This is a genomic window from Megamonas funiformis (assembly GCF_010669225.1).
Lineage (GTDB): Bacteria > Bacillota > Negativicutes > Selenomonadales > Selenomonadaceae > Megamonas > Megamonas funiformis.
Genome location: NZ_CP048627.1, coordinates 1,250,627 through 1,269,362 on the forward strand (window position 1 = coordinate 1,250,627; position 18,736 = coordinate 1,269,362).

Consider the following 18,736-nt stretch of genomic DNA (forward strand, 5'->3'; position numbering starts at 1 on the left):
GGGGTAAATTAATGTTACTTGATGTATCTAATTTAACTATTCAATATAGCAAAAATATAGAAGCTACAGTTAAAGATATTAATTTTTCTTTGGATAGAGGAGAAATTTTGACCATAGTTGGAGAGTCTGGTAGTGGAAAAACCACAGTAATTAGAGCTATATTAGGTAGTTTACCTAATAGTGGAAAGATTACTAATGGAAAAATTTTCTTTGAAAATCATGATTTATTAAAATACAGTGTACGAGACTGGTTAGCCATTCGAGGAAAAAATATTTCTATGATTTTCCAAGATAGTGGCAATATGTTAAATCCTATTCAAACTATTGGTAAACAATTTATAGAATATCTACAAGTTCATGATAATGTTACAGATGAAGAAGCATATTCTTTTGCTGTAGAAATGCTTACTCGTATGAATTTGCCTAATCCTGAAAATATCATGAAATCATATCCATTTGAATTATCTGGTGGTATGCGTCAGCGTGTTGGTATTGCTATGGCTATTATTTTTAGACCAGAGTTATTGCTTGCTGATGAACCTACTTCAGCTTTAGATGTTACCACTCAAGCACAAATAGTCAAAGAATTAATGGAGATTCCGCGCAGTTGTGGTACAGCAATGATTGTAGTAACTCATAATATTGGTGTAGCTGCGTATATGTCAGATAAAATTATGGTAATGAAACAAGGTAAAGTTGTAGAATATGGTAAAGCCGAAGATATAATTAATTCACCACAGGCAGAATATACTAAAACTTTACTTGCTTCAGTTCCACAAATAGGAGGACAGCGCTATGTCTAAAGTTATTATGCAGGTAAAAAATATAACTAAAAAATTTCCAGCTAGTAATAATAGATTTTTAACAGCTTGTGATGATGTTAGTCTTAATATTAATGCTGGAGAAACAGTAGGCATTGTTGGCGAATCTGGTTGTGGTAAATCTACACTGGTAAAAACTATTATGAATATGCACGCACCAACTTCTGGTGAAGTTATTTTTCATAATCAAGATATTACTAAATTAACAGGAGAAAAACGTCGTCAAAATTGTCGTCATATTCAAATGGTTTTTCAAGACCCTACAGCAGCGTTTAATCCTAAAATGAAAATTGGTAATATCATTTGTGAACCGCTATTAAATTTTAATTTAATAAAAAAATCACAAATAAAAGAGAAAGCTCAAGAATTATTGCGATTAGTAGAACTGCCAGATGATTTTGTAGATAGATATCCGAATAATATAAGTGGCGGTCAACGTCAACGTGTAGCTATTGCCAGAGCTTTAGCCCTAGAGCCTGAAATTATTGTTTGTGATGAAGCCACTTCTGCTCTTGATGTATCTGTTCAAGCTAAAATTATTGAATTACTAGTAAAATTACAGCGAGAAAAAAATATCACCTATATTTTTATTTGTCATGATTTGGCTTTGGTTAGTCTATTTAGTCATCGTATAGCTGTAATGTATTTGGGTAATATCGTTGAAAAAATTGACGGAAATAAACTTACAGAAGCAAAACACCCATATACTAAAGCATTATTAAAGGCAGTTTTTTCTCTAGATAATAAGCAAAATAAAAATATAGAAACTCTTTCTGGTGATATCCCAAGTCCTTTAGATCTACCTAAAGGTTGTCCATTTCAAAATCGCTGTAAATACTGCAAAGATATCTGTAAACAGGAAAAGCCAAAATTAAAAGAGATATCAACTAATCATTATGTTGCTTGCCATCTAGTTTGATTTTTAGGCTAATATATTTCTTTTAAAACACCTATAAGAAAAATATTTTTTATAGGTGTTTTTTCTTGAAAATTTATTGATTTTGATTATAATTATTAAGGAGTTTTCAACAATTATGCAAAAAAAGTTAATAACTAAATTATTAGTTGCTACTATTTTATCTATGACAATATCTACAGGAATTGCCTATGCAAAAACAGATACGAAAAATATAGATGAAACGAATAATAAAATTGTAGAAGAGCAACAAAAAAGTATTATTAATAAAGAGAAACAAGATATAATTACTATTAAAGGATTAAGTCGTTATGATGTCCGCCACGATAATCGACCAGGTAAAAAAGGTGAAACGCGTAAATCTTTATGGCGTACACGTTTAGAACCAACTATAAATATTGATAATGGCTGGAAAATAAAAAATCGTATAGACTATGAACAAAATTATAAATCTAAGGGAGCTGATAAATCCCATTTTTATAATCGTATGCTTTATCTACAAGGACCAGCGTTTGGCGGAACAATTTCTTTAGGTAAAGTAGATTATGCCGATTTTGCTAATATGGATATTGCCTATGGTATGATTTTTGATGATTATATTAAAGGTATAAAATACGCTTATACAGATAAAGATACTAAAAATATTTATACAGCAATGATAGGTAATTTTGATTCACCATATAACGACAATGTTAATGGAAAAATGCATTATAATGGTAAACAAGCTTATCCAGAAAGTGATGCTATGCATTATGTAGGATTACAAGCAGAAATGCCTATTTCAAATAAATTAATGACAGGACTTGCTTATCATAATATAAGAAGTGGAGAACTTGAAGATACACAGCAAATTTTTGAAGTTGCAGAAGAATATAAATTGGATAATAACTTTAAATTAGGTGGTGTATATGCTTTATCTAATTTAGATGCTAATAAATATGACTTAGGCAATAGTGATCAAGAGCAAGCTTATATTTTTCAATTAAATTATAAAGGTGCAAAACGTACTATACCAAATACGTATGGATTATGGGTTGCATATAAAAATATTGGAGAACTAGCTACATTTTTACCAACATATACTAATAGCTTCACAGGCGAACAAGGTTATGAATTAGGGGCTAGATATATATTTGCTAAAAATTTAATGGGTGAAGTTTCATATTTTAATGGTAATGATATTGAAAATGATAAAACAAAAACACGTTGGTTTGGTCGTTTAGAATATCGTTTTTAAATAAAATATAATTAGGAGATTTTATGCTATCACAATTAACTTATAAAGAATATCTAAAAGTAACTATTCCCTTTATGTTATCCACAGCTACACAGCCTCTATTAGGAGCTGTAAATACTGCTGTTATGGGACATATGTCAGAAGCTTTTTATATAGCTGCTGTTTCTTTGGGAGTAATTTTATTTAACAATATATATTGGTTATTCGGATTTTTGAGAGTATCTACTACAAGTTTTTCCGCTCAAGCTTTAGGCAGTGAATCCGCCAAAGATAAATTTTTAGCTTTAGCTAGACCACTACTTATAGCTATAGTAATAAGTTTGATATTTTTAATCATTTATCCATGGATTTTCAAATATTATGCATTGCTCATGAAGCCTGAAAGCCAAGTTGTTGAATTGATGAAAAATTATTGTGATATCATTATATGGGGAGCGCCATTTGTTTTAATCAATTATGTAACGCTAGGCTGGCTCATGGGGCAGATGATAATTCGCTATACTATGTTTATGCAAATATCTATGAATGTGTTGAATATCGTCTTATCTATCGTATTTGTATTTATCATGGATATGAATATTCAAGGTGTAGCCTATGCTTCTTTGATTGCTCAAATATATGGTTGTATGGTAGGTTTTATTGCTATTTATAAACGAGGGAACTTAACTATTCGCAATGAATACATTCAAAGTTTAAAAACTTTACAGCCTTTTTTAGCCATGATGAAGGTAAATGTGGATTTAATGTTTCGCACTGTTTGTTTATTGACGATAAATAATTTATTTGCCATAGCTGGGGCAAGCATGGGAACAGTTACACTAGCTAGTAATGCTATTATCTTAGAAATTATTTTTATTGTGGTTTACTTTATTGATGGTATGGCAAATGGTGTGAGTGTATTTTCAGGAAAAGCAAAGGGATACAAAGATATAAATTTATTAAATTCAGTATTAAAGATAAGCTTAAGATGTTTAGCTGTATTTATAATTTTTATTTCAGTGATTATGTATATTACTAAATCGTATTTTATAAATATGATGACTGATTTGGCAGTTGTGGCTAATTATGCTAACGATTATAGCATCTATCTAATTTTACATCCTATATGTGCCTGTGTAGGATTGCTTTTATATGGTATGTATACAGGTATTGTCAATACAGCTTCTATCAGAAATATGATGTTTGTCGCTGTGATATTTTTCTATATCTGCCAAAAAATATTGATGTCTTATCTAGGTAATGATGGTATATGGCTGACATATAATTTAACGTATTTATTAGAGTCAATCATTCTCATTTTGTATTTACCGTCGTTAAAGAAATATTTTAATTAAAGAAAACCTACTATAGATTACTTTTAAATAAGTTAATTTATAGTAGGTTTATTTTTATAATACGTTATATTGTTTTAAAGCATAGGCTACGCCATCATTATCTACATCTAAAGTGATAAAATCTGCTATCTGTTTTAAATTATCATTAGCATTTCCCATAGCTATGCCATATTTTACAGCTTCAAGCATTTCCACATCGTTTCCACCATCACCAAAAGCCATGGCTTCATTGATATCTATGCCGTAGTAAGCTAAAACTTTTTTGAGGCCTGTGCCTTTACCGCCATCTTTAGGAATAATATCTGTAAAATATGGGCACCAACGAACAGCTTTGCAATTTGGCAAATATGGTAAGACTTCTTGTTCTTCATCTTCATTTAGGAAAATATTCAATTGATATGTTTTATGATTGGATACACGACTTACATCATCAAATGCTCTATCAGGTGCAGTATCTCCTAAAGTTTCTTTTAATTTTGCTAAGCGGTCATTATAGAGATTAAAATAAAAATAATCTATTTCCATAAAACCACAAGCGATATCTTTATCTTTGATGTAATTTGTAAATTGGATTAAATCTTCACGATTTAAATATTCTTCGTGTAAGATTTTCCCTGTACTATCATAACAATATTGACCATTAAAAGTAATATAACCAGTGAATAAATCGCCAAATTCATCAATTAAAAATTTCAAGTCATATGGCGGACGACCAGTTGCGATAAATAATTTTATTCCTTTTGCTTTTAAAGTATGTAAAGCTTGTATTGTAGATTCAGGAATTTTATGTGTTTTAAAGCTAACTAATGTACCATCAATATCAAAGAAAATAGCTTTTATCATCATATCACCGTACTTTCATTAGAATTATAAAATATAAATCAATTATAACAAATTTTAAGCTAGTACGTATATTGTTTTTATGCTATATTATAAACAATAATTATTGACTAGATAAATATAGAAAGAGATGTGAATGATTTTCATGAATGCAACTTTAAAAAATATTACGGCTATGCTTATTTTTGGTAGTATCGGTTTATTTGTGCGCAATATCGAACTTGCAAGTTCGCAAATAGCCCTAGTGCGTGGTTTTGTAGGTGCTTTTATTTTATTTATCGCTATGGTATGTTTGCACAAAAAAATAAATCGAAATGTTTTAATAAAAAATTTACGCTATTTATTAATATCTGGTGTAGCTATAGGTTTTAACTGGATTTTTTTATTTCAAGCATATAATTATACAACGATAGCTACAGCGACACTTACATATTATTTAGCACCTACTTTTGTAGTATTATTATCTCCATTTATATTGAAAGAAAGTTTATCGCTATTTAAAATCATCTGTGTAATTTTATCTTTATTAGGTATGGCATTAGTCGCTGGCATATTCAATGACAATCAATCTGGTGTGAATGATTTTATCGGTGTACTGTATGGAATATCTGCTGCATTATTTTATGCGATTGTAGTCTTAGCAAATAAATTTTTCAAAGATATTTCTGCCATTGATAGCAGTATTGCTCAATTATTATTAGCTTCAATAATTTTATTGCCTTATGTAATCTATCAGGGAAATTCATGGAGCATGAGTGGTTTTTCGTTATTATCTTTGGCTATATTAGGCATTATACATACAGGTATAGCGTATTTATTATATTTTTCTTCACTACAAGAATTACCAGCACAAAAAGTTGCTATTTTTAGCTATTTAGACCCAGTAACTGCGATTATTTTATCCACAGTTCTTTTAGCTGAGCCGATGAGTATTTCTCAATGGATTGGAGCGATTTTGATATTAGGTTCTTTACTTGTCAGTGAGTTGTTCAAGAAAAATAATTAAACTTATTGACAAATGATAATTTATAAATTATATTGTATATATAAATTAATAACAGGGAGCTAGTAAACTGGCTGAGAGGAAGTTGTGAACTTTGACCTATAACCTGATTTGGATAATGCCAACGTAGGATAATAATTATGATGTATTTGCAATTAGAAGAGATGGCATTTTGTCATCTCTTTTTTATTTTAACACACATCTATATATTAATTTTTAAAATCACATAGAGTTGACCATGTGATTGAACAGGAGTTCATGAAGGGGTGCACCACCGCGGGTGTATCTTTTTGTGGACTCCTTTTTTAATAAAATTTCTCAAAAGATAAAAAATAAGGAGGTCTTATTTTGATAATAGTTAATGGACAAAATCAAGAAATATCTTTGCCTATGGATTTAGTTACTTATTTGCAAGAAAATAATTATTCTTTAGATAAGATAGCTATAGAGTTAAATGGTCAAATAGTCCCAAAAGCAAAATATGCACAAACTATTTTAAATCCTAATGATAAATTAGAAATCGTAACTTTTGTTGGTGGTGGCTGATAATGGCAGATATTTTGGCAAAAGAATTAATTTATCAAACTTTAAATGACCGCCATGGCATAGTCAACCAAGAAAAATTAAATAATGCTAAAGTTGCTATAGCCGGTCTTGGTGGTTTAGGCTCTAATATCGCTGTGGCACTAGCTAGAATAGGTGTAGGTCATTTACATTTAATTGATTTTGACAAAGTAGATATCAGCAATCTCAATAGACAACATTATTTCATCTCACATCTAAATGAATACAAAACGCAAGCTCTAGCCGAGCAATTACAAATGATAAATCCTTATTTAAATATCGTTACTGATTGTATAAAGGTAACAGAAGATAATATTTTTTCATTGTTTAAAGATGAAGATATCATCTGTGAAGCTTTTGACGTTCCTGAAAATAAGGCGATGTTAGTAAATAAGGTATTAGAGCTTTTCCCTGAAAAATATATCATTTCTGGAAGTGGTATGGCGGGTTTTGGTCATAGCAATGAAATTCATACTCGTAAGGTGATGGGCAAATTTTATATCTGTGGTGATGAAAAAACTGCATTATCCAATGAAAATAGTTTAATGGCTCCTAGAGTAGCTATTTGTGCTGGTCATCAAGCAAATTTAATCACTCAATTGATTTTAGAAAATAATTTATAAAGAAGGTATCATATTATGTGGCAATTAGGAAAACATCAATTCAATTCAAGATTTATTTTAGGTTCTGGTAAATATTCTTTAGAATTAATTCAAGCAGCAATCAATGAAGCAAAAGCTGAAATTGTAACTTTAGCACTTCGTCGTGTAAATAATGGTGGTATGGCTAATATTTTAGATTACATTCCTAAAGATATAGCACTGCTTCCTAATACTTCTGGAGCTAGAAATGCTGATGAAGCCATTCGCATAGCTCGTTTATCTAAAGAACTTTGTGGCAGTGATTTAGTAAAAATTGAAATTATGCGCGATAGTAAATATCTTTTACCTGATAATTATGAAACTATCAAAGCTACTGAAGTTTTAGCTAAAGAAGGTTTCACTGTTATGCCTTATATGTATCCAGATTTAAATGTAGCTAGAGATTTAGTAAATGCTGGTGCTAGTTGTGTAATGCCTCTTGGGGCTCCCATCGGCTCTAATAAAGGTTTATGTACAAAAGAATTTATTCAAATTCTCATAGATGAAATCGACTTACCAATTATTGTAGATGCTGGTATTGGTAGACCTTCTCAAGCTTGTGAAGCTATGGAAATGGGTGCTACTGCTATTATGGCTAATACTGCTATAGCAATAGCAGGTGATGTCGTTCGCATGGCAAAAGCTTTTAATTATGCTATTGAAGCAGGACGCCTTGCTTATGAAGCAAAATTAGGTCGTGTAAAAGCACAAGGAGCAAGTGCATCTTCTCCATTGACAGGATTTTTACAAGATTAATTATTAATTTAATCAGTAATAATTGTGAGGTAAGATGAATGAATAAAGATAATCATATTAATGAAAGTATTATTAATGATGAAGTAAGAGCTGAATTAAAAAAAGAACGTATTGACTATATGGCATATTTACCAGATATGGAAGTTATACCAAGTGATATTTTAGATAAGGTTATAGCTGATATGGATAGTTATGATTATGATAAATATACAGCCCAAGATGTACAAACTGCACTTAGTCATGACCATATTACACCAGAAGATTTTAGAGCTTTATTATCTCCAGCAGCACTTCCTTTTCTTGAACAGATAGCACAAAAAGCACAGAAAACTACTAAGAGATTTTTTGGCAATTCTATCTATATGTTCACACCAATATATATTGCTAATTACTGTGAAAATTATTGTATCTATTGTGGTTTTAATTGTCATAATAAAATTAAACGTGCTAAATTGAATTATGATGAAATTGATAAAGAAATGCAGGAAATTGCTAAATCTGGATTGCAGGAAATCTTGATTTTAACAGGTGAAAGTCGCAAGCAATCCAGCATAGAATATATAGGTGAAGCTTGTAAAATAGCTAAAAAATATTTCCGTGTTATTGGACTTGAAATCTATCCATTGAATACAGATGAATATGCTTACCTACAAAAATGCGGTGCGGATTATGTAACTGTATTCCAAGAAACATATAATAGCGATAAATATGAAACACTTCATTTAGCTGGACATAAACGTATTTTCCCTTATCGTTTCTATGCTCAAGAAAGAGCAATTCGTGGCGGTATGAGAGGCGTTGGCTTTGCTGCACTTTTAGGTTTAGATGATTTTAGAAAAGATGCATTAGCTACAGGTATGCATGCATATTATTTACAACAAAAATATCCACATGCAGAGATAGCATTTTCTTGCCCTCGCCTTCGTCCAATTATCAATAATGATAAAATCAATCCTAAAGATGTACATGAAGCACAGCTTTTACAAGTTGTATGTGCTTATCGTTTATTTATGCCATCTGCTAGTATCACTATATCTACTAGAGAATGTGCTAGAGTTCGTGATAATCTTGTAAATATCGCTACTACAAAAATTTCCGCTGGTGTAAGTACCGCCATCGGTGAACATAGTCAAGAAAGCGAAGATAAAGGTGATGCTCAATTTGAAATTGCCGACACTCGTTCTGTAGATGAAGTATATCATGATTTAATTCATAACGGCTTACAGCCAGTTATGGCAGATTATTTATACGTATAGAATATTTTATGAATTAGACACTAGACAAAACTATATTTCTAAAGTACACTTTAATCAAAGTAAATATTTCTCTTTAAGAAAATTTAGGAGGATTTGATTCGTATGCTAATATTAAAAAAGCTATCTTTGCTAGTACTTTTAATATGTTGTTTATGTTTAGTGCCAACTCCTGCTAAAGCAGCGCCTACAGATACTAGTAATTTGGCAATCAGTACGATTACTGGCTTTTTAAATCCCGAAAATGCTGCTATAAGGGATGATTTACTAGAATTATTGAAGGATTCACAGCATAGACAAGAGTTGATTGATTATATTGAAGCTACTAGACCTGTAATTGAAAAATATAAAGGCTATTTTGATACAGCTTCTAATGTAGCTATATGGTCAGAAGAAAATATACCTATTATCGGTCATTTAATAGGTAATGTAGCTATCAGTGTTACTAATTATTTTTATCAACAAGAATTGCAAGAATTAGCGACTACAGAGGTAGCACAAAAATTTGCTGAGCTTCGTCAATCAGGTATAAATATCGAGATAGATATTTTTCAGAGAGCATTATCTAATTATGTTTTAAATGATGGTATAGATTTATCTTTGATTATGAATTTACAAGAAATTATCAATGAAAGATTAGAAGTTCATAATTTTTTAAAGTCTATAATTGAAAGCTCAGACTTAGAATATAATATCATTGATGATGGTAATATCATTCCTAAATTAGATACTAGAATTAATTTCAATAAATAAAAAAATCCTATCTTTAAGTGATTTCTTAGAGATAGGATTTTTTTTGTTAAACCAATTTTTCAAAACGATATTTTTGAGAAACATCAGGGTATTTTTGGCGGTCAACTTTACTCATAAACATATCTAAAGGTCTAATATAATCTTTAAAATCACCATATAAAGCTTTATAAACTACGAATTGTTCATGAGTTTCTGTATGTGTAGCTACGGTAATAATCAAATATTTTTTATCCTCACCTTTGAAGTGAACCCATATTTCCCCCGCTTTAGGTAAAGTTCTCATTATATTGTGTTCTCCTTTAATTTTTAATTATCAAATGAAATTACTAGCCATATGGCGGAGATGATATAAATCTGCATATAGATTTTCACCAGGACAAGCAGTGGCATTAAAATCACGATGACCAAATACTGTATTTTCATTTGGACTTAAACTATACATTTGACATAATAAACCAATCAATTTACTTGCAGAAGCAATTTGCATATCTGTAGGCATTTCATCATTAAAATTACCAGATAGACAAATACCAATACTACTATTATTATGTTGATAAGTATGTGCGCCAATATCTTCTAATGGTCTGCCTGTTTCAATTAAACCACTTTTACGAATAAACATATGATAACCTATACCAGACCAACCATTTTGTAGATGAATGCGATGGATATCTGCAGCTGTGATATCGTCGTTTCCACCAATAGCAGAATGATGAACTATGATTTGTGACGTTCTAGGTCTAGTAGATAAAGAAGTAAAATTGAAATAATTTTCAACAATTGGTAAATCAGAAGCATATAATGTATAATCAGCTGCTTTAGCTACATTATTATTAATATTTGCTATAGAATTTAAAAAAGTGGAAATATTTGCTCCTGCAAGTAATGCTCCACCTAATTTTAATCCTTTAATTATAAAATCACGTCTATTCATATAATTTGTCCTTCCCTAAGTAGTGTATCTATAGTATAGCATCTTGAGTTAACTATAAGTCTAGTAGAAAATTTCTCTAATATAATATATTAATTGTATTGAAATGTATTTTCAAGTGTTTTAGAGAATATTTCTCAATTAATTGCAAAAAATAAAACTAAAAAGTATCTTATTTACTACACTTTGAAATTTGTAGTTGCTTATGATACAATAAAAATTAGTTTTTATAAAGCCTTGAAATATAAGGATTTATTTCTAATTTGGACTCATTTATAATGGATTATTTTTATGTTAAATTTTTAGGAGGAATTTTTTTATGGCACACCGTAAGACTAAACAACATACTGTAAATGTTGTAAAAGCTCAATTTTGTGCACCAGAAAACATATCATATTTGGATTTATTTGAAGGATTTAATGAATTATATACTATAAATATAGCTACTAATATAGATTTCTTAGCTAATCTTTTAGAATTATTCACCAAAGTAGAGATTATTTTTGGCAATCTTGCACTTGTACCATCTACTTTAGAAAATACATTCGCTATGCAAAGAAATACTTTGCAGGAATTATATAAAACAGAACATTATACTAATTTTAAAGAAAAATATGCTCAAGGCAATTTAAATATATATTTGGCAGATGCGCCATTATATCCTGAAAAATTATTTTGCTTGAAAAATACACAGACAGGAGCGACTAGAGTAATTTTAGGCAGTAATAATCTTGACCAATTACCAACTAATAGTGATCGCAATCAAGCTTTAGTTTATTTTGATGATGAAAATGCTTTTAATTATTATATGAACATATATAATGATTTTAAACAGAATAATAGCGAAATAGTAAATGAAAATGCATGGGAAATAACGTATGAAGATACTCAAATGCTCGAAAATTTACCTATTTTGCATAAAGCTAAACAAGATAGCGAACATGTCTATCCAGCAGTTAGCAAGACAACTATCGTAAAAACAGCAGAATATATCTCAGATATCGAGCGTTTAGCGAAGGATTTTGTAGATATTCCTAAGGCAGACCGCAAAGGACAGGCTAAAATCACAAACGATAAGATAGATACTATTAAGCGCAAAACATTAGAAAATATTCAAGTTCGCCGTGCTAAATTTGAAAAATTTATGCCACAATTAGTTATTGAACCAGAACGCAATCGTGCTTTTTATAATGAACGTGAATTTAATTTCCGTCCTTATCGTGGTGATGTAAAACGTGATGCTGAAACTTATTTACAATATATGGAAGGATTTAATACTGCAGTACCAGCTAAAAATATTGAACCTTTAAAATTTGAGTATTTTAAATTGATGTCATGGTGCTTTTTATCTCCATTTTTAGCACGTGTGCGTACTACAATTAGAGAAGCTACTGTAACTGATGAAGTATTTACATATCCGATAGTAGCTTTATTATGTGGTCAGTCAAATGCAGGAAAAACAATCTATGCTTCTTTATTAATGAAAATGATGACTGATTCTGCTTTGTATAAGGCTTTTGGTCAAAATAACTTCACGAAGACACGCATTGATTCACTTCTCTGTGATATAAAAGGTTTACCTATATTAATTGATGATATCACTCAAACTCAATTTACTAATAACAGTGGAAATATCATTAAACAAGAAGAACGCATCATTCGCGAAACTAAACCAGAAAATTTAAATTATTATTCAGCTATTTTACTCACAGCTAATAAAGATTTAAATAGCTTAAAAAATGAGCTTACTAAACGTATGGTCGTTTTCCATGTAAACGCTAGCTGGAACAACGAATTTACACGTCAACAAAAAAGTCCATGCTCTGAATTAATTCAAAAGATGAGAAACAATTTTTATAGTGCATATCTGGCAAAAATCATTCCTCATATTAATTTATATTTAAGCCAAATCAATGATTTAGGCTCTAGTAGCATAGATTTATATAATATAAGCTCTGAAGTAATAATATCTATCTTTAAAGAATGTGGTTTAGATGTTCCTAGTTATATGCGACCACTTACTATGAAAGATTATTTTGATAGTAGGGCTGTAAATGAAATCATGATTAAATTCTTCCAAAGACAGTATCGCTTAAATCGTGATTTCTTTGAAGTTAATAAGAAAAATAATCAATTAATCTTTGAAGATAAAAGTTTATCTTCTGTAGGTAAGATGACTCCTATGCGCATTGCTGAATCACTTCCACCTGAATTGGAAGCAGATGTGGTCGGCGATAAAGTGATCATGCGATTGGATAGTGCAACTAAATTCTTTAGCACAGAATTCAAAGAACAAGGTCTTTTAAATAAATTATTTGGTAGATAAATTAATAACAAATTAATAAAAATAAAAAAGCACACATTTATTTGTGTGCCTTTTTTTTATCTTCAGTAGTTATGTTTTCATTTAAATTAATGCCAGTAGTATAACGTTTATCCATTTTATTATAGATGTGAGCATATTTACTAGTTATATTAACATTGCTATGACGTAAAACTTGCTTTACTATTTGTAAATCTTTTGTATCTTTATAAAGTAAAGTACCACATGTATGGCGGAGCATATGACAGCTTATACCTTCTTTTTTTAATCCTGCTTTAGTCAGCCATTTATCTACATTATAGCGAATACCTCGTCTATCCATTCTTTTTCCTTTCACTTGATTAGTCAAAGTTGTAAATACTGGCTCTCCAAATTCATCAATAAAGGCAAAATCAAATGGTCGTATTTTTAAATATGCTTGTAATAGAAATAAAACATCATCACGAGGATAAATAAAATCATTATGCCCTTTACCATGAATATATATTGTCTTCATCTCCCAATTTATATCATTAACAGACATGCGATGAACTTCCACTGTTCTCAATCCTTCTAATGCCATAAGCATAATGATGATTTTATCTCTTAAATATTCAATATGTTTTTCATCGTAATCAGGTATAATATTTAATAAATCTCGTAGTTGTTCTAATGTAAGAAATTTCATAGGAGAGATTTCACTTGCTTCATGTATTTTTACACCTACATCTTTAGCAGGGCTATTTTCTATTAATTTTAATTTTACAGCAATATTATAGAATTGTTTTATCGCATTTAGCTTTACCTTAATACTACCTTTTTTCATATTCATTTTTATTAAAAAATCTCGATAGTACATAAATTGATATTCTGTTATCTTTAATGGATGCACTTTATTTGTCAAACACCATTTTATATAACTATCAATAGCAGAACAATAACTTCTTAAAGTGTCTTCTGATGGTTCACCTTGAGAAAGATATCGTTTCAATAAAGTTTTATAATTCAATAATAAAGTATTTTCATTTATCTCTTCTTGTCGTAAATAATCTTTTACTAAAAAATCATTGTCATCTATTTTTATTAAATTTGCCAAAAATCTCACTCCTATTTTAAAATAAAACAAAATTATCTATTATATATTAATTTACCTATTTAATATAAATAATAATGAATATTGATTTAAAATAATTTTTATTATATATAAATTATTATCTTTATATAGTTATCTATTTTATATTTATAATTTATTAATTTTAAATATTTATAAAAATTATTTATTATAATTATAGCAGTTTTGAGCGTTTTATTTTTCGTTTTAATATAAATCCATGTAAAATAAAATAAAACCTCTTAAAATCGATTTTAAATAAAATTTTTATATATGATAAATTTATTTTTTCAAAAATAAGCTTTTCCTTTAAATCAACTTCCTATTTTTTATGAAATAGGAAGTTAATTTAATTATATCATCAATTTATATAATTAGTAAATAATAACAAATAAAATCCGTTAATAATATATTTAATTTTCTGTATATTTTATTTTTAACTTATTAATAATAATTATTTAATTAATATATTTATCTAAAACATAAAAATGATGTTTAAATAACAGTTATTAAAATTTAATTATTATTGATTTTAAATATATAATAAATTTATGTATTATATAGGATATACCTATATAAAAATAGAGGTAATATTTTATATAATAAACAAATATGATAAAATATTTATGAGGTGATTATTATGGCAAAACGCCCTAAAATAAAAATAACATTAATCGATAGAAAAGGACCTTGCGGTTGTCATCGCGGTCATAAGATAGGTGATAGTTTTGATTTTGATACACAACGTGGCGAATTATGCCCTATGGCGATGCATGTAGCATTTCCTTATATTGATATCTTAAGATATGGTGGTTCTATACCTAATCAACCAAAAGGCACAGCTGTATTTTGTTGCCCAGACGTAGATACCATAAACGTCTTTAGAATAGAGAAGGAAGATATTTAATTTATATATTTTATTTTCATTAAATAAAAATGCTTAATATTACACACATTATATAAATTGATTATTTTTTATTAATGTATTAATATATTTTTTATGGCACTTATATGACACTAAAATGGCACCGCATAACTTATTACTTTGTAGTAATAAGTTATTTTTTTATAGATTTTTCAATTTCATCAAGAATTTTATTATTAGCACTATCTATAAGAGCTAGGAATCCTGTATTTCTAGCTCTTACCCATTCACTAGTAGTTGTAGAGATTTCTTTTTCTTCTTCGTTAAGTCTCTAACTGCTTTTTCAAGTTCATCAAAATTTAAATTTTTATTTGTTTCATCAGCTAATAAAGAACGAATTTCTTCTTTTCTTTGTAAAATTTCTTCTAATCGTTTATTCGTTGTATTTTCCTTTCTAAATATCTTAAAAATGGGTACAAAAAAGCACCTTCTTAGGTGCTTAACTAATAAATTTATGTTATACTATTTTCGTTACTCAACTCCAATCTGGTAACAGAGAGGAGGTGCATATAATGAACTTCACTGATATTGTTGTGCTTATTATGGTAAATGTAATCTCTTATTTCATTTACAAATGGATAGATAAGCACTTTTTTGAGTAACTATCCTAACGCTCCAGCATTAGCGTAATAATGTAAAAACCCTTAGGAACTACCACTTCCTAAGGGTTTTGTGCATTATAATGAACTTCACTGTTTCTATATTTAGTATAGCATATCTTGTGATTTTTGCAATATAAAACACAAAACCCTTTTATAAATACGTCATAAGCAATAATCTTTTTCTTCTTTGCTTTTTTGTAAATCTTTTTCTAGGTCCACAAAATATTCTTTACTTCGTGCCTGTATAGATGTTCCGTCATATGCTGGAAAATCTATAACCGCCACATCATAAATTTTATCAAAAGCAGTTATTGTACGTGTATAAATCTTATTTTCTTTATCAACTTCAGTTCGCTCACTTTTTACAGTAAAAGCAAAACTCATCTTGTTTACATCACCACGTTTAATAAGTTTATATACATCTGTACCATTGTTAGTACCAATAATATCAAGACTAATTCTAAGACCTTTATCATTAGTATTCATAGTTAATGTAATTATTACTTGCCCTAGCAAGTAGAATTGTCGCACTTGGATTGACAATTCATTATTAATAAAAAATATTCTCATCTAACTTAATTATATATTGACAAAATAATATTTATCCCTATATAATTAAACTAGATAAATATAAAAATATAATAGTAACAAACTACATTAATCCCTAAAATACTTGCTTCTACTGACCGCTTTTGTAGAAGCTTTATTTTTTATCTAAATAAAAAAAGATAGACAGAAAATCTTCTGTCTATCTTTTTTTCTTTATTGAGGGATTTATTTTTTATTGATATATTCAATAATTACATCTGCAATATCTTCAAGGGATTTATGGCTAGTATTAACACTTAAATCATAATTTTTAGGATTTCCCCATTCTTTGCCTGTATAATAAGCATAATACTCAGCTCTTTTAGCATCTTCTTGATTTAATTCAATAACAGATTTTCCATCATATACTGTTCTACCGCGTTCTTCACGATATTCATCATTTGCACAAACAAACACAGAACATACATTTTCATTGCCTTGTAAAACAGCATCTGCACATCTACCAAGAATAATGCAATTACCATCTTTAGCTAAACGGCGAATAATTTCAGATTCTTGTTCAAACATTTTATGGTTCATTGGTTTAGCACCGCTCATACCAAAAATGTAAAATGGCATGAATTTAAGAGAAAGTGGTGGCACATTATCTTCAAATTCTTTTAATTGACTTTCACTCATGCCACTAATACCTAATTGAGCAGCAGCCATATGCACGATTTGTCTATCATATAATTTATAACCTAATTTTTCAGCTAAAATATTTGCGAGTTCACGACCGCCACTACCATATTGACGACTGATTGCTATAACATTATTTTTCACAAAAAGACCCTCTTTCAAAATTATTTATTAATTAATCATTTGTTTTGCGGAAAGCTAAAGAATATCCTAAAACAACTGCAAAACATACTACAGGTAAATAGAATGCTGTTCTAATAGCTGCTTCTGCTGTGGAGAAACCACTAACCATGAAGCTTAATGCACTAGAGTCAACTAACCAGCCCATGATAGGAGTGATTATTGCACCACCTAAGATAGCCATGATTAAACCTGCTGCACCGAATTTTACTTCAGCACCAAGACCACGAAGAGCAATACCATAAATTGTTGGGAACATTAAGCTCATGCAACCAGAAATTGCAATTAAGCAATATACAGATACAGATGTTGGTAAATAAATTGTACCAAGGCAACATAAGATACCGCCTAAAGCGAAAATTGCCATCATTTTTGCAGGAACAAAGTATTTCATTAAATATGTGCAGAGCCATCTGCAAGCGATAAATAATACCATTGCGTAAATATAGTAGTTAACAGCGTCAGCTTCAATGATATTTTTTGTAGCCATGATATATTTAATAGTCCATGTCCAAACTGCGATTTGTACACCTACATAGAAGAACTGAGTGATAACGCCCCAATAATAACGAGGATTTTGTAATAATTTACCAAATGCTTGAGGAACAGTCATTGCTACACGACCATCTTTATCATTTAATTTACTTCTAAAGAAGATAACCCAAATGATGAATGCAATTAAGATTAAGCCAACATAAGGAACACATACCCAGAAAAGTTCTGTATCTCTGATAGCGGAAAGTTCAGCAGGGGACATAGCTAGTCTATCATCTAAATCAGCAGGATTCAAGTTTGCTAAGATAATATATTTTGCTAAGAATAAGCCAGCCATTGAACCTACAGGGTTGAATGCTTGAGCGAAATTCAATCTGCGAACGCTTGTTTCTTGTGCACCTAAAGATAATACGAATGGATTACATGTTGTTTCTAATACGGATAAACCACCAGCTAAGATAAAGATTGATACTAAGAATAAATTATAACTTTGCAAAATAGCAGCTGGGATATAACCAAATGCACCTATCATATAGAAACCAAGACCTACTAAAACACCAACACGATAGGAATATTTTTTAATGATAAATGCTGCTGGCATAGCGAGTACAGCATATGCACCATAGAAAGCAACTTGTACTAAAGAAGAGTCAACTGCTTTAATCATAAAGATTTTAGCAAATGAAGGAACTAAGTTATCTGTCATATTGTTTAATAAGCCCCAAAGAGCAAAACAAGATACTAGTAAGAAGAAATAAATTCTATATTGGGCAGGAACTACTGGTATACTGCTGCTATTATTTGCAACATTTTTTTCACTTAATGTATTTGCATTATTTTCCATG

At 29.5% G+C, this 18,736-nt stretch carries 19 protein-coding genes and 1 riboswitch; of the genes, 12 read left to right on the forward strand and 7 right to left on the reverse strand.

Annotated features, from left to right (window positions below; genetic code table 11):
* Window positions 1-11: 11 nt before the first annotated feature.
* The 4 genes from GXM21_RS06330 to GXM21_RS06345 all read left to right on the forward strand — a co-directional run bounded on the left by GXM21_RS06330 (window position 12) and on the right by GXM21_RS06345 (window position 4,308).
* Window positions 12-803 (forward strand): ABC transporter ATP-binding protein, encoded by a 792-nt coding sequence (locus GXM21_RS06330; protein ID WP_008537894.1) that lies wholly within the window; start codon window positions 12-14, stop codon window positions 801-803.
* Window positions 796-1,740, forward strand: coding sequence for an ABC transporter ATP-binding protein (locus tag GXM21_RS06335; protein ID WP_008537893.1), 945 nt, complete (start codon window positions 796-798; stop codon window positions 1,738-1,740). Before GXM21_RS06330 ends, GXM21_RS06335 begins: the two co-directional genes overlap by 8 nt.
* A 115-nt stretch (window positions 1,741-1,855) precedes the next feature.
* Entirely contained in the window at window positions 1,856-2,974 is a 1,119-nt protein-coding gene (locus GXM21_RS06340; protein WP_008537892.1) for a hypothetical protein, read from the forward strand.
* A gap of 23 nt (window positions 2,975-2,997) precedes the next feature.
* Window positions 2,998-4,308 carry an MATE family efflux transporter gene (locus GXM21_RS06345; protein WP_008537891.1) on the forward strand — a complete coding sequence of 437 codons (1,311 nt, stop codon included), beginning with the start codon at window positions 2,998-3,000 and terminating at the stop codon, window positions 4,306-4,308.
* A gap of 54 nt (window positions 4,309-4,362) precedes the next feature.
* Here GXM21_RS06345 and GXM21_RS06350 read toward each other — a convergent pair whose 3' ends face one another.
* Window positions 4,363-5,154 (reverse strand): Cof-type HAD-IIB family hydrolase, encoded by a 792-nt coding sequence (locus GXM21_RS06350; protein WP_083826926.1) that lies wholly within the window; start codon window positions 5,152-5,154, stop codon window positions 4,363-4,365.
* A 130-nt stretch (window positions 5,155-5,284) separates the two neighbouring features.
* Here GXM21_RS06350 and GXM21_RS06355 point away from each other — a divergent pair, with 130 nt between their 5' ends.
* The 6 genes from GXM21_RS06355 to GXM21_RS06380 all read left to right on the forward strand — a co-directional run bounded on the left by GXM21_RS06355 (window position 5,285) and on the right by GXM21_RS06380 (window position 10,118).
* Window positions 5,285-6,154, forward strand: a complete 870-nt coding sequence (locus GXM21_RS06355; protein ID WP_008537888.1) for a DMT family transporter — start codon at window positions 5,285-5,287, stop codon at window positions 6,152-6,154.
* A 42-nt stretch (window positions 6,155-6,196) separates the two neighbouring features.
* Window positions 6,197-6,300: riboswitch (TPP riboswitch) on the forward strand.
* Between the two features lie 199 nt (window positions 6,301-6,499).
* Window positions 6,500-6,697 (forward strand): sulfur carrier protein ThiS, encoded by a 198-nt coding sequence (gene thiS, locus GXM21_RS06360; protein WP_008537887.1) that lies wholly within the window; start codon window positions 6,500-6,502, stop codon window positions 6,695-6,697.
* A 2-nt stretch (window positions 6,698-6,699) separates the two neighbouring features.
* Complete coding sequence (gene thiF, locus GXM21_RS06365) at window positions 6,700-7,338, forward strand: sulfur carrier protein ThiS adenylyltransferase ThiF (RefSeq protein ID WP_008537886.1); 639 nt, start codon at window positions 6,700-6,702, stop codon at window positions 7,336-7,338.
* A 15-nt stretch (window positions 7,339-7,353) separates the two neighbouring features.
* Window positions 7,354-8,112 (forward strand): thiazole synthase, encoded by a 759-nt coding sequence (locus GXM21_RS06370; protein WP_008537885.1) that lies wholly within the window; start codon window positions 7,354-7,356, stop codon window positions 8,110-8,112.
* 38 nt (window positions 8,113-8,150) lie between these two features.
* The gene (thiH, locus tag GXM21_RS06375; RefSeq protein ID WP_008537884.1) at window positions 8,151-9,368 is read left to right on the forward strand and encodes a 2-iminoacetate synthase ThiH; all 1,218 of its coding nucleotides are present in this window, start codon (window positions 8,151-8,153) and stop codon (window positions 9,366-9,368) included.
* Window positions 9,369-9,470: 102 nt separating this feature from the next.
* Window positions 9,471-10,118 (forward strand): hypothetical protein, encoded by a 648-nt coding sequence (locus GXM21_RS06380; RefSeq protein WP_008537883.1) that lies wholly within the window; start codon window positions 9,471-9,473, stop codon window positions 10,116-10,118.
* A 46-nt stretch (window positions 10,119-10,164) separates the two neighbouring features.
* Here the strand turns inward: GXM21_RS06380 and GXM21_RS06385 are convergent, their stop codons facing one another.
* Both GXM21_RS06385 and GXM21_RS06390 read right to left on the reverse strand, forming a co-directional pair.
* Window positions 10,165-10,401, reverse strand: coding sequence for a DUF1653 domain-containing protein (locus GXM21_RS06385; protein ID WP_008537882.1), 237 nt, complete (start codon window positions 10,399-10,401; stop codon window positions 10,165-10,167).
* Between the two features lie 30 nt (window positions 10,402-10,431).
* Entirely contained in the window at window positions 10,432-11,052 is a 621-nt protein-coding gene (locus GXM21_RS06390) for an N-acetylmuramoyl-L-alanine amidase (protein WP_008537881.1), read from the reverse strand.
* A 316-nt stretch (window positions 11,053-11,368) separates the two neighbouring features.
* Between GXM21_RS06390 and GXM21_RS06395 the strand changes: the two genes are divergently transcribed.
* A complete protein-coding gene (locus tag GXM21_RS06395; protein WP_008537880.1) occupies window positions 11,369-13,375 on the forward strand; it encodes an Aq_aa27 family P-loop NTPase in 2,007 nt (668 codons plus the stop codon).
* 37 nt (window positions 13,376-13,412) lie between these two features.
* Here the strand turns inward: GXM21_RS06395 and GXM21_RS06400 are convergent, their stop codons facing one another.
* Window positions 13,413-14,447: a tyrosine-type recombinase/integrase gene (locus tag GXM21_RS06400; protein ID WP_008537878.1), complete on the reverse strand. Its 1,035-nt coding sequence runs from the start codon at window positions 14,445-14,447 to the stop codon at window positions 13,413-13,415.
* Window positions 14,448-15,102: 655 nt separating this feature from the next.
* Here GXM21_RS06400 and GXM21_RS06405 point away from each other — a divergent pair.
* The gene (locus GXM21_RS06405; RefSeq protein WP_008537876.1) at window positions 15,103-15,369 is read left to right on the forward strand and encodes a TIGR04076 family protein; all 267 of its coding nucleotides are present in this window, start codon (window positions 15,103-15,105) and stop codon (window positions 15,367-15,369) included.
* Between the two features lie 782 nt (window positions 15,370-16,151).
* Here GXM21_RS06405 and GXM21_RS06410 read toward each other — a convergent pair.
* The 3 genes from GXM21_RS06410 to fucP all read right to left on the reverse strand — a co-directional run bounded on the left by GXM21_RS06410 (window position 16,152) and on the right by fucP (window position 18,735).
* Complete coding sequence (locus GXM21_RS06410) at window positions 16,152-16,475, reverse strand: HK97 family phage prohead protease (RefSeq protein WP_163604690.1); 324 nt, start codon at window positions 16,473-16,475, stop codon at window positions 16,152-16,154.
* A 288-nt stretch (window positions 16,476-16,763) separates the two neighbouring features.
* Window positions 16,764-17,360, reverse strand: coding sequence for a cytidylate kinase-like family protein (locus GXM21_RS06415; protein ID WP_008537874.1), 597 nt, complete (start codon window positions 17,358-17,360; stop codon window positions 16,764-16,766).
* A gap of 31 nt (window positions 17,361-17,391) precedes the next feature.
* Entirely contained in the window at window positions 17,392-18,735 is a 1,344-nt protein-coding gene (gene fucP, locus GXM21_RS06420) for an L-fucose:H+ symporter permease (RefSeq protein WP_008537873.1), read from the reverse strand.
* Window position 18,736: the final 1 nt, after the last annotated feature.

What these genes read in the sequence shown, in the direction of transcription:
- GXM21_RS06370 (WP_008537885.1), top strand. Translation starts at nt 7,354, where the DNA reads ATGTGGCAATTAGGAAAACATCAATTCAATTCAAGATTTATTTTAGGT.
- thiH (WP_008537884.1), top strand. Translation starts at nt 8,151, where the DNA reads ATGAATAAAGATAATCATATTAATGAAAGTATTATTAATGATGAAGTA.
- GXM21_RS06340 (WP_008537892.1), top strand. Translation starts at nt 1,856, where the DNA reads ATGCAAAAAAAGTTAATAACTAAATTATTAGTTGCTACTATTTTATCT.
- GXM21_RS06410 (WP_163604690.1), bottom strand. Translation starts at nt 16,475, where the DNA reads ATGAATACTAATGATAAAGGTCTTAGAATTAGTCTTGATATTATTGGT.
- GXM21_RS06330 (WP_008537894.1), top strand. Translation starts at nt 12, where the DNA reads ATGTTACTTGATGTATCTAATTTAACTATTCAATATAGCAAAAATATA.
- GXM21_RS06380 (WP_008537883.1), top strand. Translation starts at nt 9,471, where the DNA reads ATGCTAATATTAAAAAAGCTATCTTTGCTAGTACTTTTAATATGTTGT.
- fucP (WP_008537873.1), bottom strand. Translation starts at nt 18,735, where the DNA reads ATGGAAAATAATGCAAATACATTAAGTGAAAAAAATGTTGCAAATAAT.
- GXM21_RS06335 (WP_008537893.1), top strand. Translation starts at nt 796, where the DNA reads ATGTCTAAAGTTATTATGCAGGTAAAAAATATAACTAAAAAATTTCCA.
- thiF (WP_008537886.1), top strand. Translation starts at nt 6,700, where the DNA reads ATGGCAGATATTTTGGCAAAAGAATTAATTTATCAAACTTTAAATGAC.
- GXM21_RS06350 (WP_083826926.1), bottom strand. Translation starts at nt 5,154, where the DNA reads ATGATGATAAAAGCTATTTTCTTTGATATTGATGGTACATTAGTTAGC.
- GXM21_RS06385 (WP_008537882.1), bottom strand. Translation starts at nt 10,401, where the DNA reads ATGAGAACTTTACCTAAAGCGGGGGAAATATGGGTTCACTTCAAAGGT.
- GXM21_RS06405 (WP_008537876.1), top strand. Translation starts at nt 15,103, where the DNA reads ATGGCAAAACGCCCTAAAATAAAAATAACATTAATCGATAGAAAAGGA.
- GXM21_RS06355 (WP_008537888.1), top strand. Translation starts at nt 5,285, where the DNA reads ATGATTTTCATGAATGCAACTTTAAAAAATATTACGGCTATGCTTATT.
- GXM21_RS06395 (WP_008537880.1), top strand. Translation starts at nt 11,369, where the DNA reads ATGGCACACCGTAAGACTAAACAACATACTGTAAATGTTGTAAAAGCT.
- GXM21_RS06345 (WP_008537891.1), top strand. Translation starts at nt 2,998, where the DNA reads ATGCTATCACAATTAACTTATAAAGAATATCTAAAAGTAACTATTCCC.
- GXM21_RS06390 (WP_008537881.1), bottom strand. Translation starts at nt 11,052, where the DNA reads ATGAATAGACGTGATTTTATAATTAAAGGATTAAAATTAGGTGGAGCA.